13 protein-coding genes are annotated in these 14,415 nt (G+C 58.8%); 3 read left to right on the top strand and 10 right to left on the bottom strand.

All coding sequences use genetic code 11. The features are described 5' to 3' along the window. The first annotated feature begins 23 nt into the window (after positions 1-23). Entirely contained in the window at positions 24-458 is a 435-nt protein-coding gene (locus tag BM152_RS05435) for an ArsR/SmtB family transcription factor (RefSeq protein WP_197418767.1), read from the top strand. A gap of 39 nt (positions 459-497) precedes the next feature. Here the strand turns inward: BM152_RS05435 and BM152_RS05430 are convergent, their stop codons facing one another. The 6 genes from BM152_RS05430 to BM152_RS05405 form a co-directional block, all read right to left on the bottom strand. Further along, positions 498-2,159 (bottom strand): electron transfer flavoprotein-ubiquinone oxidoreductase, encoded by a 1,662-nt coding sequence (locus tag BM152_RS05430; protein WP_066601426.1) that lies wholly within the window; start codon positions 2,157-2,159, stop codon positions 498-500. A gap of 249 nt (positions 2,160-2,408) precedes the next feature. Then, complete coding sequence (purU, locus tag BM152_RS05425) at positions 2,409-3,293, bottom strand: formyltetrahydrofolate deformylase (RefSeq protein ID WP_066602080.1); 885 nt, start codon at positions 3,291-3,293, stop codon at positions 2,409-2,411. Positions 3,294-3,309: 16 nt separating this feature from the next. After that, positions 3,310-4,212, bottom strand: coding sequence for a bifunctional methylenetetrahydrofolate dehydrogenase/methenyltetrahydrofolate cyclohydrolase FolD (gene folD / locus BM152_RS05420; RefSeq protein WP_066602078.1), 903 nt, complete (start codon positions 4,210-4,212; stop codon positions 3,310-3,312). Continuing rightward, positions 4,209-5,132 carry an electron transfer flavoprotein subunit alpha/FixB family protein gene (locus BM152_RS05415; protein WP_066602076.1) on the bottom strand — a complete coding sequence of 308 codons (924 nt, stop codon included), beginning with the start codon at positions 5,130-5,132 and terminating at the stop codon, positions 4,209-4,211. The genes folD and BM152_RS05415 overlap by 4 nt, the downstream gene beginning before the upstream one ends. Further along, complete coding sequence (locus BM152_RS05410; protein WP_066602073.1) at positions 5,132-5,890, bottom strand: electron transfer flavoprotein subunit beta/FixA family protein; 759 nt, start codon at positions 5,888-5,890, stop codon at positions 5,132-5,134. Before BM152_RS05410 ends, BM152_RS05415 begins: the two co-directional genes overlap by 1 nt. Positions 5,891-5,927: 37 nt before the next feature. Then, on the bottom strand, positions 5,928-8,351 hold the full coding sequence (locus BM152_RS05405; protein ID WP_066602070.1) for a GcvT family protein: 2,424 nt from the start codon (positions 8,349-8,351) through the stop codon (positions 5,928-5,930). Positions 8,352-8,647: 296 nt separating this feature from the next. Between BM152_RS05405 and BM152_RS05400 the strand changes: the two genes are divergently transcribed. Next, positions 8,648-9,652 carry a LysR family transcriptional regulator gene (locus tag BM152_RS05400; RefSeq protein WP_066602068.1) on the top strand — a complete coding sequence of 335 codons (1,005 nt, stop codon included), beginning with the start codon at positions 8,648-8,650 and terminating at the stop codon, positions 9,650-9,652. Between the two features lie 12 nt (positions 9,653-9,664). On the opposite strand, the gene BM152_RS05395 is transcribed toward BM152_RS05400, so the two are convergent. Beyond that, positions 9,665-10,561: a LysR family transcriptional regulator gene (locus BM152_RS05395; RefSeq protein WP_066602066.1), complete on the bottom strand. Its 897-nt coding sequence runs from the start codon at positions 10,559-10,561 to the stop codon at positions 9,665-9,667. A 96-nt stretch (positions 10,562-10,657) separates the two neighbouring features. Here BM152_RS05395 and BM152_RS05390 point away from each other — a divergent pair, with 96 nt between their 5' ends. After that, positions 10,658-11,155, top strand: coding sequence for a lactoylglutathione lyase family protein (locus BM152_RS05390; RefSeq protein WP_066602126.1), 498 nt, complete (start codon positions 10,658-10,660; stop codon positions 11,153-11,155). Between the two features lie 92 nt (positions 11,156-11,247). On the opposite strand, the gene BM152_RS05385 is transcribed toward BM152_RS05390, so the two are convergent. From BM152_RS05385 to BM152_RS05375, 3 genes are all read right to left on the bottom strand, one after another. Next, entirely contained in the window at positions 11,248-12,501 is a 1,254-nt protein-coding gene (locus BM152_RS05385; protein ID WP_066602120.1) for an ABC transporter permease, read from the bottom strand. An 11-nt stretch (positions 12,502-12,512) separates the two neighbouring features. Continuing rightward, on the bottom strand, positions 12,513-13,313 hold the full coding sequence (locus tag BM152_RS05380) for a taurine ABC transporter ATP-binding protein (RefSeq protein WP_066602059.1): 801 nt from the start codon (positions 13,311-13,313) through the stop codon (positions 12,513-12,515). An 87-nt stretch (positions 13,314-13,400) separates the two neighbouring features. Continuing rightward, entirely contained in the window at positions 13,401-14,399 is a 999-nt protein-coding gene (locus BM152_RS05375) for a taurine ABC transporter substrate-binding protein (RefSeq protein ID WP_066602056.1), read from the bottom strand. Between the last annotated feature and the right edge of the window lie 16 nt (positions 14,400-14,415).

Here is a 14,415-nt window from a genome sequence, read left to right as displayed (position 1 = left end):
AGTTTTCGCACAGAGGATTTTCGATGGGGGATAAAATGGACGACCGCTATGTCGAAGCGCTAAAGGCCATTGCCGAGCCCCATCGTTTGCGGCTGTTCTGGCTATTGCTGCAAGTCAACGAGCGGATCTGTGTGGCCGAGGCGATGGATGTGCTTGGCGAGACCCATTACAATATGTCGCGCAACCTGAAGATCCTGTTGAAAGCGGGACTGGTGCGTGCCGAGAAAGACGGAAAATGGGTGTTCTATACCCTGAGCCCCAAGGATGACGCTTTTCATCAAGGGCTTGTCGATGCGGTCCGGTCCATCCCCGCCAGCGAATTCACGGACGAGATCAAACGGTGCCGCCTGCGCCTGAGCCTGCGCGAAGACGGGCGTTGCGTGGTCGGGGCCGGAAGCGCGGAATGGGAAGAGGCCTGCCGCGCCGAGCAGGCGCAAAGTAGCCCGCGACCGAACTAAGTCGCCGGTGTCCGAATTGGACACCGGCCCTCGCTCTACTCACATATTCGGATAATTCGGCCCGTCTGCGCCTTGCGGCGTGGTCCATGTGATGTTCTGCGACGGGTCTTTGATGTCGCAGGTTTTACAATGGACGCAGTTCTGGAAATTGATGACGAACTCCGGTTTGCCGTCTTTCTCCACCACCTCGTAGACGCCTGCGGGGCAGTAACGCTGTGCGGGCTCGTCAAACTTCGGCAGGTTGACCGAGATCGGCACATCGGCCTGCGCGAGTTTGAGGTGACAGGGCTGGCTTTCCTCGTGGTTGGTGGCCGCGAAGGCAACGTTGGTCAGCCGGTCAAACGACAGCACGCCATCGGGTTTCGGGTAGTCGATCGGCTCGAACTTGTCGGCGGGGCCGGTGGCTTCCGCATCGCTCTTGCCGTGTTTGAGCGTGCCAAAGAAAGAGAAGCCGAACAGCGAATTGGTCCACATATCCAGACCGCCAAAGGCCAGAGAGCCCATGAGGCCGAGCTTGGCCCAGAGCGGTTTGACATTGCGCACGGGTTTGAGATCCTTGCCGACCGGTCCCTCGTGGATGGCGGTCTCGTAGGCGGTCAGTTCGTCGCCCGCCCGCTCTGCCGCGATGGCACCGGCCGCGGCTTCTGCGGCCGCGATACCGGAGAGCATGGCGTTATGGTTGCCCTTGATGCGCGGCACGTTCACCATACCCGCCGAACAGCCGAGCAGCACACCGCCAGGGAAGCTCAGCTTCGGCAGCGACTGATAGCCGCCCTCGGAGATCGCGCGTGCGCCGTAAGCCACGCGTTTGCCGCCTTCCAGAAGATCGGCGATCATCGGGTGGTGTTTGAGGCGCTGGAATTCCATGTAGGGAAAGACATGCGGGTTTTCGTAGTTCAGGTGGGTCACAAGCCCGATAAAGACCTGATTGTTTTCCGCATGATAGATGAAGGAACCGCCGCCCGCGTTCTTGCCCAGAGGCCAGCCCATCGTGTGGCTCACCGTGCCTTCGCGGTGTTTCGCAGGGTCGATTTCCCAGATTTCCTTCATGCCGAGGCCGAATTTCTGCGGCTCTTTGCCCGCGGAGAGATCGAACTTGGCAATCACCTCCTTGCTCAGAGAGCCGCGTACGCCTTCGCCGAAGAAGACATATTTGCCGCGCAACTCCAAGCCCGGCTCGTAATTCGCGCCGATAGAGCCATCCGGCTCGCGCCCGAACTCGCCTGCAACAACCCCTGCCACACGCGGGGAACCGTCCTCATTCGTGTCCCAGACGATCTGCGAGGCGGCCATGCCGGGAAAGATTTCAACCCCAAGCTCTTCGGCCTGTTCGGCCAGCCAGCGGCAGACATTGCCCATCGAGACAATGTAATTGCCGTGGTTTGACATGAGTTTCGGCATCGGCCAGTTGGGAATGCGAACCTTGCCGGAAGCGCTCAGCATGTAGAAATTATCTTCCTTGACCTCGGTGGTCACAGGCGCGCCCTTGTCCTTCCAGTCGGGGAACAGGGTTGCCAGACCCACCGGATCAAGCACGGCGCCCGACAGGATATGCGCCCCCACTTCCGATCCTTTTTCCAACACCACGACCTCAAGTGCGGGGTCGATCTGTTTCAGCCGGATCGCCGCAGACAGGCCCGAAGGCCCCGCGCCGACGATCACGACATCATAGTCCATGGCTTCGCGTGTTATCTCGGTCACGGCTGGCTGTCCTTATGTGTCTGGTTTGAAGGGCAGGCCGCCCGATATGCGTGGGCGGCCTTGATGTGTTGTGTGGGGAGGGGGGCGGAGGGTATGTTTTACCCTGCGCCCACAGGTTTTCGGGGGGTTATGACTCAGCCCTCGCAAGTGTGCTCGGGCGCGTTTACCCTGCGCCCGCAGGTTTGCGGGCGCGTTCGAACCTTTCAAAGGTCCACTGGACCTTTGAATCCGGCAAAGCCGGACCGGTTCTCACCCCATTCTTTCCGAGCTATAGCTGCCCGGTGATGCCTGGAAGACCACCGTCTTGTTGCCGTTCAGGAACACGCGGTGGTTGGCGTGGGCGTGGATGGCGCGGGCAAGCACCTGACTTTCCACGTCACGACCCAGCGAGACGTAATCTTCCGGACTTTGCGCATGGGTGACGCGGACGGTGTCCTGTTCGATGATCGGACCTTCATCCAGATCGGCGGTCACATAGTGAGAGGTCGCCCCGATCAGTTTCACGCCGCGCGCATAGGCCTGTTTGTAGGGGTTCGCGCCTTTGAACGAGGGCAGGAACGAGTGGTGGATGTTGATGATCCGACCCGACATTTTCTGGCACATCTCGTCCGACAGGATTTGCATGTAGCGCGCCAGAACGATCAGCTCGGCGCCCGAGTCCTCGACCACTTTCATGATCGCGGCTTCGGCTTCGGGCTTGTTCTCCTTGGTCACCTTGATGCAGTGGAAGGGAATGTCGTTATTCACCACAACCTTCTGATAATCCATGTGATTCGAGATCACTGCCACAATCTCCACCGGCAGCGCGCCGATGCGCACGCGGTAGAGCAGGTCGTTTAGACAATGACCGAAACGCGAGACCATGATGACCACTTTCATCTTTACGCTCTCGTCGTGGAAGGCGTAGGTCATGCCGAAGTCTTTGGCGATGGGGGCGAAGCTCTCTTCGATCTCGGCCAGATCAATGCCGGTTTCCGGCGTGAAGCTCACGCGCATGAAGAACTGGTCGGTTTGCGGGTCGTCGAATTGCGAACTGTCGGTGATGTTACACCCCATTTCGGCAAGCTTGCCGGAAATGGCCGCAACAATGCCGCGCTGGCGTGCGCAGGTGACGGTAAGACAGGAGTTGGTCATAGATACGGGGTCCTTATCAAACGCCCAGAAGCGTTGGTTCGGGGAAAGAGTGAAGATGGCAACAGGCGCTCAGCGTATTGGCCAGAAGACAGGCGATGGTCATCGGGCCGACACCGCCGGGCACAGGGGTGATGGCTCCGGCAACTTCGGAAACCTCGTCAAAACAGACATCGCCCACAAGACGGGTCTTGCCCTCGCCGCGTTCGGGCGCGGGGATGCGGTTGATGCCCACGTCGATCACAGTGGCACCGGGCTTGATCCATTCGGCTTTCACCAGCCCCGGCACACCAGCAGCCACCACAACGATGTCGGCCATCCGTGCCAGTTCGGGAATGTTGGTCGAGGACTTGTGCGCCACAATCACCGTGCAATCGGCATTGAGCAACAAGCGGCCCATCGGCTTGCCCACAATGTTGGAATGGCCGATCACCAGTGCCGTCTTGCCGCGAAGATCAGGGTAGATCTGCGCCAGCATCATCATACAGCCGCGCGGCGTGCAGGGCACAATCGCGTCCTGTCCGGTGCCAACCATGCCGACATTGGTGGTGTGGAACCCGTCCACATCCTTATGCGGATCAATGGCGTTGATCACCAGCTTGCTGTCCAGATGTGCAGGCAGCGGCAGTTGCACGAGGATGCCATGCACCTCCGGATCGGAGTTGAGCCGTGTGATGAGGTTCAAAAGCTCCTCTTCGCTGGTGTCCTCGGAGAGCCGGTATTCGAAGGAGTTCATCCCCGCCTCGACAGTCTGCTTGCCCTTCGAGCGCACATAAACCTCGGAGGCCGGATCGTTGCCGACGAGGACAACGGCCAAGCCCGGGATCACCCCGTGCTCGGCTTTGATCTGTGCGACGACATCCTTGACGGAGCTGCGCAGGTCCGCTGCGAGCGCCTTGCCGTCGATGATCTGCGCTGTCATTTGAGCTTCTCCGTCATCTCGGGCACAGCGTCAAAGAGATCAGCGACAAGACCGAAATCGGCGACCTGGAAGATCGGCGCTTCTTCGTCCTTGTTGATCGCCACGATGATCTTCGAGTCCTTCATGCCGGCCAAGTGCTGGATCGCACCGGAGATGCCGCAGGCGATGTAGAGATCGGGGGCGACGACCTTGCCGGTCTGACCGACCTGCTTGTCATTGGGCGCATAACCGCTGTCTACAGCCGCACGCGAAGCACCAACAGCCGCGTCCATCGTATCGGCCAGACCTTCGATCAGTGCAAAGCTCTCTTCGGAGCCGACACCACGCCCGCCGGAGACCACGACCTCTGCGGAGGTCAGTTCGGGGCGGTCCGAGGTCACAACACGGTCTTCGATCCACGAGGCTAGATCGCTTGCGGCGACCGGATCAAGTGTTTCGACCGGAGCCGAACCGGTAGACCCCGCGGCATCGAAACCGGCGGTCCGGATGGTCAGCACCTTGACCGGATCGTTGGATTTTACGGTCTGGATCGCGTTGCCCGCATAGATCGGACGCGCAAACGTATCCGCGCTCTCGACAGCCACGACATCAGAGATCACCATCACATCTAGAAGGGCGGCCAGACGCGGGAAGGCGGCTTTGGCCGATGTGGTCGCTGGCGCCACGATATGGGTGAAACCCGGAGCCAGAGAGAGCAGAAGATCGGTCAGCGCCTCGGGCATCTGGTGGCCGTAATCAGCGCCTTCGACATGCAGCACCTTGGCAACGCCATCAAGTGCAGCCAGCGGCGCGGGATCGACACCTTCGCCTGCGGCCAGAACCGTGATCGGCCCCAGAGCGGTTGCAGCCGCCACAGCTTTGGCCGTGGCATCAAGCGCGATATTTGCGCCGGAGATTTCAGCGACGAGAAGTACAGACATTAGGCCACCCCTGCTTCTTTGAGTTTGGAAATCAGCTCATCAACAGAGCCCACAATCTGACCTGCGGCCCGCGCGGCGGGTTCATCGGTCTTGACCAGCTCAAGGCGCGGTGTGACATCCACGCCGTAATCCGCCGGTGTCATCTTTTCGAGCGGCTTTTTCTTGGCCTTCATGATGTTCGGCAAGGAGGCATAGCGCGGCTCGTTGAGACGCAGATCACAGGTTACGATGGCCGGAAGCTTGACTTCCACCACTTGCAGACCGCCATCCACTTCGCGGGTGACACGCGCGGTGCCGTCCGCGATTTCCAGCGCAGAGGCCGAAGTCGCCTGACCCCATCCCAGAAGCGCGGCCAGCATCTGACCCGTCGCGTTCATGTCATTGTCGATGGCCTGTTTGCCCGCGATCACCAGACCCGGCTCTTCGACTTCAACAACCTTGTCCAGAAGCTTTGCCACGGCCAGAGGCTCGATGTCCGTATGCACATCGTCCGCCGCCGTGATCAGGATGGCGCGATCCGCCCCCATAGCCAGCGCCGTGCGCAGCGCATCTTCCGACTTGGCAACCCCGATGGACACAGCCACCACTTCCGTCGCGATCCCTTTTTCCTTGAGACGCACAGCTTCTTCCACCGCGATCTCGTCGAAAGGGTTCATCGACATTTTTACATTCGCAAGATCGACACCGCTGCCGTCCGACTTCACACGGACCTTCACATTGTAATCAATCACGCGTTTCACAGGCACGAGAATTTTCATGTATTCATTTCCTTTTGAGGGGGAGGAAGGTCCGCGCTTACGCGCGGATCCGTGCATATTCAGGGTCGTAGAGGTCCGGCTCGACCACTTTCGCCGCAATCGGCTCGCCGATCACTTCGACAAAGAGATCTGTGCCGATGGGCGCGAAGTCGGGATCAACAAAGCCCATGGCGATGTTCTTGCCGGTCCGGTAGCCCCAGCCCCCAGAGGTGATCGTGCCGATACATTTGCCATCGGCATCCACGATGCTGTCGCCACCTTGAGCCGGGGCATGGGTGCAGTCGATCACCATAGAGACAAAGTTCCGGCGCGGGCCTTCTTCCTTCATCTTGAGCAGGGCGTCCTTGCCGATGAAGGCGGGCTTGTCGAGTTTCACGAAACGGGACAGGTCGCTTTCCAACGGGTTGTATTCGGTGATGAGATCGGCCTTCCAGTGACGGTAGCCTTTTTCGAGACGCATGGAGTCCACTGCCATGCCACCGAAGAGTTTCATGCCGAATTCTTCGCCTGCTTTTCTCAGGGCAAGGTAGGCGGCATAGAGCTGGTTGTTCGGGACGTGGATTTCGTAGGCCAGTTCGCCAGAGAAGCTCACCGACATGACCACAGCAGGGGCGATGCCGATGAAGGCTTCGCGCACGGAGAGCCACGGGAAGGCCTCTTTCGACCAGTCGCCACGGGACACGGCAGAGAGGACATCACGGGATTTCGGCCCTGCGATCACGAGGATGGTGTAGTCGTTGGTCAGGGATTTGACCTGAACAGAGCCGTCTTCGGGCAGGTGTTTTTGCAGCCAGTCCATGTCGTGATATTCGGACGCCGCTGCCGAGCCATACCAGATTTTGTCTTCGGAGAGGTTCGCAAGCGTGGCCTCGCCTTTGACATTGCCGTGGTGGTTCAACAGATAGGTCAGACCAACCTTGCCGACTTTTTTCGGCACGCGGCTACAGACAATCGTGTCCAGCCATTCGCGCGCGCCCGGACCGGTGATCTCGAACCGGTTGAACCCGTTCACCTCGGTCAGGCCGACAGAGGTCTGCACGGCTTTGATCTCTTCGGCGACCACGTCGAAGGTCTCGTTGAATTTGAAGCTGTAGCTCTGGTGGAAATCCGGTGTCGGCTTGATGAATTCCATCCGTTCCCAGCCGTTGACGACACCGAATTCCGCACCTTCTGCGGCCAGCACAGGAGTGATCGGCGTGGTTTTCGCCGGACGACCTGCGGGGCGGTGTTCGTGCGGGAAGTGGAAGCGGAATTCGTTCTGGTAATCCTCGATGGCTTTAAGGGCCGTGAGTTCCACATTGGCGTGGCCGGTGAAGCGGCGTGGGTCGATCACCCATGTGTCGTAGCAGGCTTCGCCATGCACGATCTGTTGCGCGAGAAGCCAGCCGTGACCGCCGCCTTCGCCAAGACCTGCACGCAGGCCGATGATGCAGAAAGCATTGCGCTTGCCGGGGATCGGGCCGACGAGCGGGGCGCCGTCGATGGTGTAGGTGATCGGGCCGTTGACGATGGAGTGGATACCCACTTCGGTCAGCGCCGGCATACGTTCAAACGCGCCTTCTAGCACATCCATCACGCGGTCCAGATCGTCGGGACAAAGGGCGTTGACAAAGTTCGGGTCGATCCCGTCCATGCCCCAAGTCTTACAATCCTGCTCATAGAAGCCCACGAGCAGACCGTTTTTCTCCTGACGGCAGTAGTAGTCGCTGATCGGGCAGCGCAGGAGCGGCATCCGGAAATCGGACTCTTCGATGGCTTTGATCGGCTCGGTCAGGAAATACTGGTGCTCCATAGAGGCAACAGGGTGGTGCACACCCATCATCGCGCCCACTTCGTTCACGCGGTAGCCACAGGCGTTGACCACAATGTCACAATCAATGTCGCCATGTTCCGTGTGGACGGTCCATGTGTCATCCTTGTGCTGGGTCAGACCGGTCACCGGCGTGTTGCGGTAGACTTCCGCACCGGCCAGACGCGCACGACGCGCCAAAGCCTGACAGAGCTGCGCAGGGTCGATGTCCCCGTCGAGCGGATCCCAAAGACCGCCCAGAAGGTTGTCGGTGGACACCAGCGGGTGACGGCGCGCGCATTCTTCGGCGTCGATCAGTTCGAAATCCACGCCCATGCCTTTGGCAACGCTGATGAAATGGCGGTAGCCTTCCATCTGCTCTTCGGTGTTGGCAAGGCGGATACCGCCATCGGCGTGGTGGTAGTTGATCGGATACTCGGGATCCTCCGCCAGCTCTTTATAGAGCGCGATGGAGTGGGACTTCAGCCCGACCATGGTCTGCGTGGCCCCGAAGTTGGTGACCTGTGCCGCAGAGTGCCAAGTGGTGCCCGAGGTCAATTCGTTGCGTTCGACCAGAACGACATCCGTCCAACCTTCCTGCGTCAGGTGGTAAAGCGTGGAACAGCCAGCAATACCGCCACCGATAACAACAACTTTCGTTCGCGTCTTCATATCGACCTCATCTGGAAAAATTCTTTCTTCCGCTAAATCCTTCCGCCTGATTTGGGTCAATTGATTAAAATGCGGGTTCAGGAAAACAGAACGGGTAAAAAATGAAATGCGAACATCTCGAAAAGATCGTTCAGGCGTTAAAATTGCTTTGTTTCTTGTATTTTTAAGGGTTTAATGGGATTCTGGCGGCATATCCCATGAAATTGCCACGGCGGAAAATTGTGCCTGAAATACGGGCATTTTGAAAATGGACCTGTTTCGGGTTCATCAAACAAGAATAGGGTGTGACAGGATAAATGGCAGAGTCGACTCAATCATCGCGGGTTCTGACGGAGTTCTCGGACCGGCTGACCCTGCGCGGTCTGCGGGTGTTCATTGCTTTGGAAGAGGTCCGCTCGGTGGCCGAAGCGGCCAAGGTTCTGGGGTTGAGCAAATCCAATGTTTCGCAAAACATCACCACTTTGGAACAGAACCTCGGAACCAAGCTTTTCGACCGCAAGCAAAAGCCGATTTCCCTCACACCGGCGGGGCATGTGCTGAGTCTGCACGCGCATCGCATCATGGCGATGGTCTCGGCGGCGGAGGCCTCTCTGGCTGAATTCAATGTCGACAGCCTGCCGGTTCTGAACTTCGCCATTATCGATGATCTGGACGCCTCTCTGGCTCCCGTCATGGCGACAGCCCTGCAGTCGCATCTGGCCAACAGCTATATCTGCACCTTCTCGGGCCGCTCCGATCAGGTTACATCGCGGCTCATCTCAAGGGCGGCGGATATTGCGGTGACCGCCAGCATCCCCACCGACATCCACAAATTCCACATTCAGGAGCTTTACCGCGAACAATTCGTTCTGGTCACGGCGCGAAGCAAATACCGCCCCTCCGATGACTGGCGCGAAACGCTTTCGCAACTGCCCTTTGTGCAATATTCCGATGCCATGCCCGTGGGCCAGCTTGTCGCCACACACCTCAAACGTATCGGCTTTGACGTGCCGCGCCGCTTTGCTTTCGAGACCAGTCGCTCGGTGATTGCTACGGTCGCGCGGGCAGGGGGCTGGACACTGGCCACACCTCTGAGCATCCTCGATGCCAGCCGCTTTCGTCAAGACGTGGACATTTATCCGCTGCCGTTTACGGGGCTGTCCCGTCCGATCTATCTCATCAGCCGGATGAACGAATTGGGTGCTTTGCCGGATATTCTGGCCAAGCAATTCCGGATTTTGCTGCAAAACGAATTGTTCCCGGAATTTGCCAGAACCGCGCCAAATGTGGCCGATGCTCTGGAAGTGCATGACATGCCATAGCGGGGCAGGGCGTCAGGGCGTGCCCAAAGCCTGCGCCGTGTGTTTCATCAGAGCCTCTACCGCTGCGATCCGCGCAAATCCTGAACGCCCCCGCCGCGAGATCGACCAGAGCCGATGATAGCGACGCTTCGGCAAGGGCAGGATTTTGAGCGCGTCTTGATGCGGAAAGGGATCAATGCCGGAGCGTGGCAGGATCGTATAGCCCAGCCCCTGCGCCACGGGGAGCGGGATTTGCCCGATCTGGTTGACGAAGGTGCGCAGCCTGAGCCGGTCCGAGCCGAGATACTCCTGTGAGAAATTGAGCGCGAACAACTCGTTGGCATAGGCATACCCGTCCGGATGGCCCACAAAACCCAAGGCATTCAGCCGCGCCAGATCAATACCGTCGCCCTCATAGGTTGCAGGCAGGACAAGGCAAAGCTCCTCACGCGCCAAGGGGGTGGCCTCCAGCCGTGGGTGATCCGGTTTGTCCGAGACCACGCCCAGATCAAATGCGCCTTCTAACACCTGCGATATGATGCTGGCTTGCGGCGCGGCGGTGACCTGTATCACCAGTTCGGGCGCGTCCTGCATCGCTTTGAGCAGATGCGGATAGACCCACATGGCAAAACTGCCGGAACATCCGATGCGCAACTCTCCGACCTTCGGATCATCCGCACTGATCGCGTCCCTGAGTGCGCGTTCCTCGGCGCGGCGGGACTTTCCCAGTTCGAACACCGCCTCGCCCGCAGGCGTGAGGGTAAAGGACTTGCCGTCTTTCAGGATGAGCGGCTTGCCGACTTGCGCCTCCAGCTTGCGCAGATGTTGCGACACGCCGGGCTGGGTCATGCCCATACGTTCGGCGGTGCGGGTGAAATGCCCGACCTCGCACAGGGTGGTGAAAGTCTCCAGCCAGATCGCGTTCAGCATGTTGATCCATTTTGTTATGAAAATAATGATAAATGATAATTTTTGTAAATTGATCCGTCGAGGTAATTCTGTCTCCAGACCCAAATGGAGATTATCATGATACCGACCCCGCGCAGCTTTTCCCATATCGGCCTGTCCGTTCCCGATCTCGACAAGGCCGTGGCCTTTTACCGCGATGTTCTGGGCTTTTATGTCATCATGGAGCCGACCGAGATTCTCGAAGACGACAGCGACATTGGCCGGATGTGTTCCGATGTTTTTGGCAAAGGCTGGACCCGCATCCGCATCGCGCATCTGGCCTCGGCGGACCGGATCGGCTTTGAATTGTTCGAATTCGACGGGCACCACGCGCCGGAGAACAATCTGGATTTCCGTCAGCACGGCACGTTCCACTTCGCGATTCAGGACCCGAATCTGGAAGACACGCTGGCCAAAATCGTCGCGGCCGGAGGCAAGCAACGGATGCCCGTGCGCGAATATTTCCCCGGTGAGAAACCTTACCGCATGGTCTATGTCGAAGACCCTTTCGGCATTGTGTTCGAGCTTTACAGCCACAGCTATGAGTTGACCTATTCGGCAGGCGCGTATTCCTGAGTATTTGGGCCATCAGAAAGCCGAAACGGTAAAACGAAAACGGCAGCCCCGTCAAGCTGCCGTTTGCTGTTTCATGAGATGCGAAAGAGGCGTTAGCTGCGGCCCTTCCACGGCACCAGCCATGCCTCGGCCTTGCGCATCAGGATGTCGATGCCAAAGCCGATCAGACCGATCAGCACGATGCCCATGAGGACGATATCTGTCGCCTGAAACTTGGAGGCGGCCACGATCATCTTGCCCGCGCCTTTTTCCGCAGCGACCAGCTCGGCGGCCACAACGGTCCCCCAGCAGACCCCCATCGCCACACGCGCACCGGTGAAGATTTCCGGCAGGGAGTTGGGCACAATCACATGGCGCAGGATTTGCCATTTGCTCGCGCCCAGCGAATAGGCGGCTTGCACTTTGGTGATGTTGACGCCGGAAACACCGGCCCGCGCCGAGATGATCATCACCCAGAGTGCCGCGAGGAACAGCAGCACGATCTTGCCGCTTTCACCGATGCCGAACCAGATGATCACCAGAGGGATCAACGCCAGTGGCGGCACGGGACGCATGAATTCGACGATGGGATCGAACCAGCCGCGTGCCCAGCCCGACAGGCCCATCGCATAGCCCAAGGGAATACCCACGAGAGAGCCAAGCACGAAGCCCGCGAACACCCGCCACAAGGACCAGCCGACATGTTCGAAGAGCGAGACGTTCTGATAGCCGTCCGTGGCGATTTCCCAGAAGCGCGAGAAGACGGATTCAGGGGAGGGCAGCCAGATCGGCTCCATCTGCCAACCGGCATCGGGGGAGAAGTTCAAAGAGCCTTTGGCGGTCATGGTCACGTCACCGTGGGGCACTTTGACCGTTTCGCCTGCGGCAATGGGTTTGCCTTCGATGGCGACGATCTTGGCGTCTTCGCCGTCATTGGCCTGCGCACGAATGAGGACAGAGCGCCATGCTGCCACACTCGCCGCGTCACCTTGGGCAAAGCCGCTGGCGGCAGGGGCTTCGGGGGCCTCAACCTTTTCGCCCGCCTCATGCACGATCACATTGACCGTGGCTTGTGCGGTTTCGCCGGCGGGGTTCTCGGAGGTGTATGTGAAACTTGTCTCCCCCTTGAACGGTCCGGGCATATGGACCGGCACCAGTTTGGAATCCGTGAAGGCCCCCCAAACCAGAAAGATCATCAGAACCGAGATGATCGATGCCGCCCGATCCGGTATGACCGCGCTTTCGTCCCCGAAGGTCACGGTCTTGAGCGAGGTGAAATCGGTGGTCTTGCTCATGAAGGTGCGGGCCATTTTCACGAGGACATAGGCCCCGAGAAACAGCCCCACATAGATCAATAGAACGATAATACCAGACATGTTCAGCTCTCCGCTCCGCCCATGATTTCTTCTTCCATTTCCCAGATCATCTGGAGAATTTCTTTCTTGGTCGCCCCGAACTCGGGATCATCCTTGACCGCTCTGAGATCGGCGCCCACGGCCTTGTCGGCAAAGGGAAGGTTGTATTCCTTGAAAATACGCCCCGGACGCGGGGCCATCACCAACAGGCGTTCGCCCAGCAATAGCGCCTCGTCCACCGAGTGGGTGATGAGGATGATCGTCTTGCCGGTCTTCTTCCAGAGGTCGAGCACAAGCCCCTGCATCTTCTCGCGGGTCAGCGCATCAAGCGCGCCCAGAGGTTCGTCCATCAGGATCACATCGGGATCATTGGCCAGACAGCGCGCCAGAGCGACCCGTTGCTGCATCCCGCCGGAGAGTTCGTAAACCGCCTTGTCCTTGAAATCATGCAGACCCACGGTGTCGAGCAGGTTCTCGACAATCGTGTTGCGTTCGGTCTCTTCCATTTTTTTCATACGCGGGCCGAATTCCACGTTATGGCGCACGCTCATCCATTCGAACAATGCGCCTTTTTGGAACACCATGCCGCGCTCGGGGCCGGGGCCGGTCACGTCCTTGCCGCCAAGGGTCACAGTGCCCGAAGTCGGGGCCAGAAATCCCGCGAGAATGTTCAAAAGGGTGGATTTACCACATCCCGAAGGGCCGAGGACGGAGAGAAGCTCGCCCTCTTTCAATTCGAGTGAAACGTCTTGCAAGGCTTGAACGTGCGAGCCGTCCGGCAATTCAAAACGCATGGAGATGTTATTGATTGTCAGAGCACCCATTCGGGATCTCCCTGTCCATGATGGTTTGTTGGAAGGATGCACATACGGCGCAAGTCACGCCGTATGTTCTGTTTGTTGCCGAGGCGATTATTCGATCGCTTCGAGCGGGCCGAGGGCAATCGTGCCCTCATAGCTTTCAAGAGCCGAAGGGATCGCGCCGGATTCGACGAAGACATCCGCAACGCCCTTCATGTAGCTGGCTGCCGTACCGCCAAGCCATTTTTCGGAAATCTGCTCTTCGATGGTCGGGAAGGTAAAGCCGGAGATCGACGCCAGAGCGGCCTCTTCGTCCATGCCGGATTCCATTGCGATCTTGGACAGCATTTCTGCGGGATGGGAGTCGTTCCATGTCGCATTGGCTTCGGCTGTAACGGAGAGGAAGGTCGAGACCAGCTCTTCGTTTTCGACGATGAAATCGGAGGGCGCCGAGGTGACGTCAAAGACCAGAATGCCGAGTTCTTCTTTTTCCGCACCGGTCAAAAGGATGTTGCCATGCTCTTTCATGCGCGTCAGGCCACCGCCATAGCCGCAGGCGAAATCAACAGAGCCCTGCGCCAGAGCTGCGGCTCCGTCAGTCGGAGCCATATCGACGATTTCAAGGGTGGAGATATCGACGCCGAAGTGGTCCATCTGCTTGAGGAAGCCGTAATGCGACGCAGTGCCGAGCGGCACGGCGACTTTCTTGCCGGCCAGCTCTCCGGCGCTGTCCTTGTCGATCTCAAGTTCGGTCGCCACAACACAGTTGTCATTTTCCGAGTAGCTCACAGCCACGTCGATCATCTGCAACGGCTGGCCGGAGGACACGGCAACCACGAAGGGCGGCACGCCTTGGCTGATGGAGATTTGCACATCGCCGGAGGCCATCGCGGCGGACATTGCGGTGCCGGTCTCGAAGCTGACCCAGTTCACCTCCATGCCGAGCGCCTCTTCATAAGCGCCATCGGCTTTGGCGGCGAGGAACGGCATGGGCCATTCGAGGAAGTAACCAACGGTCAGGCTGTCCTGTGCAACGGCGGGAGTGGCTGCGGCAAAGCTGGCCAGTGCAATGGCGGATACGCCCAAGAGCGGTTTCATAAAATTGGTCATTCAGTTCTCCTTGTTG

The organism is Celeribacter halophilus (assembly GCF_900114135.1).
Lineage (GTDB): Bacteria > Pseudomonadota > Alphaproteobacteria > Rhodobacterales > Rhodobacteraceae > Celeribacter > Celeribacter halophilus.
This window is presented reverse-complemented; position numbering and strand designations above follow the sequence as displayed.

What these genes read in the sequence shown, in the direction of transcription:
- BM152_RS05435 (WP_197418767.1), top strand. Translation starts at nt 24, where the DNA reads ATGGGGGATAAAATGGACGACCGCTATGTCGAAGCGCTAAAGGCCATT.
- purU (WP_066602080.1), bottom strand. Translation starts at nt 3,293, where the DNA reads ATGACCAACTCCTGTCTTACCGTCACCTGCGCACGCCAGCGCGGCATT.
- folD (WP_066602078.1), bottom strand. Translation starts at nt 4,212, where the DNA reads ATGACAGCGCAGATCATCGACGGCAAGGCGCTCGCAGCGGACCTGCGC.
- BM152_RS05415 (WP_066602076.1), bottom strand. Translation starts at nt 5,132, where the DNA reads ATGTCTGTACTTCTCGTCGCTGAAATCTCCGGCGCAAATATCGCGCTT.
- BM152_RS05410 (WP_066602073.1), bottom strand. Translation starts at nt 5,890, where the DNA reads ATGAAAATTCTCGTGCCTGTGAAACGCGTGATTGATTACAATGTGAAG.
- BM152_RS05405 (WP_066602070.1), bottom strand. Translation starts at nt 8,351, where the DNA reads ATGAAGACGCGAACGAAAGTTGTTGTTATCGGTGGCGGTATTGCTGGC.
- BM152_RS05400 (WP_066602068.1), top strand. Translation starts at nt 8,648, where the DNA reads ATGGCAGAGTCGACTCAATCATCGCGGGTTCTGACGGAGTTCTCGGAC.
- BM152_RS05395 (WP_066602066.1), bottom strand. Translation starts at nt 10,561, where the DNA reads ATGCTGAACGCGATCTGGCTGGAGACTTTCACCACCCTGTGCGAGGTC.
- BM152_RS05390 (WP_066602126.1), top strand. Translation starts at nt 10,658, where the DNA reads ATGATACCGACCCCGCGCAGCTTTTCCCATATCGGCCTGTCCGTTCCC.
- BM152_RS05380 (WP_066602059.1), bottom strand. Translation starts at nt 13,313, where the DNA reads ATGGGTGCTCTGACAATCAATAACATCTCCATGCGTTTTGAATTGCCG.
- BM152_RS05375 (WP_066602056.1), bottom strand. Translation starts at nt 14,399, where the DNA reads ATGACCAATTTTATGAAACCGCTCTTGGGCGTATCCGCCATTGCACTG.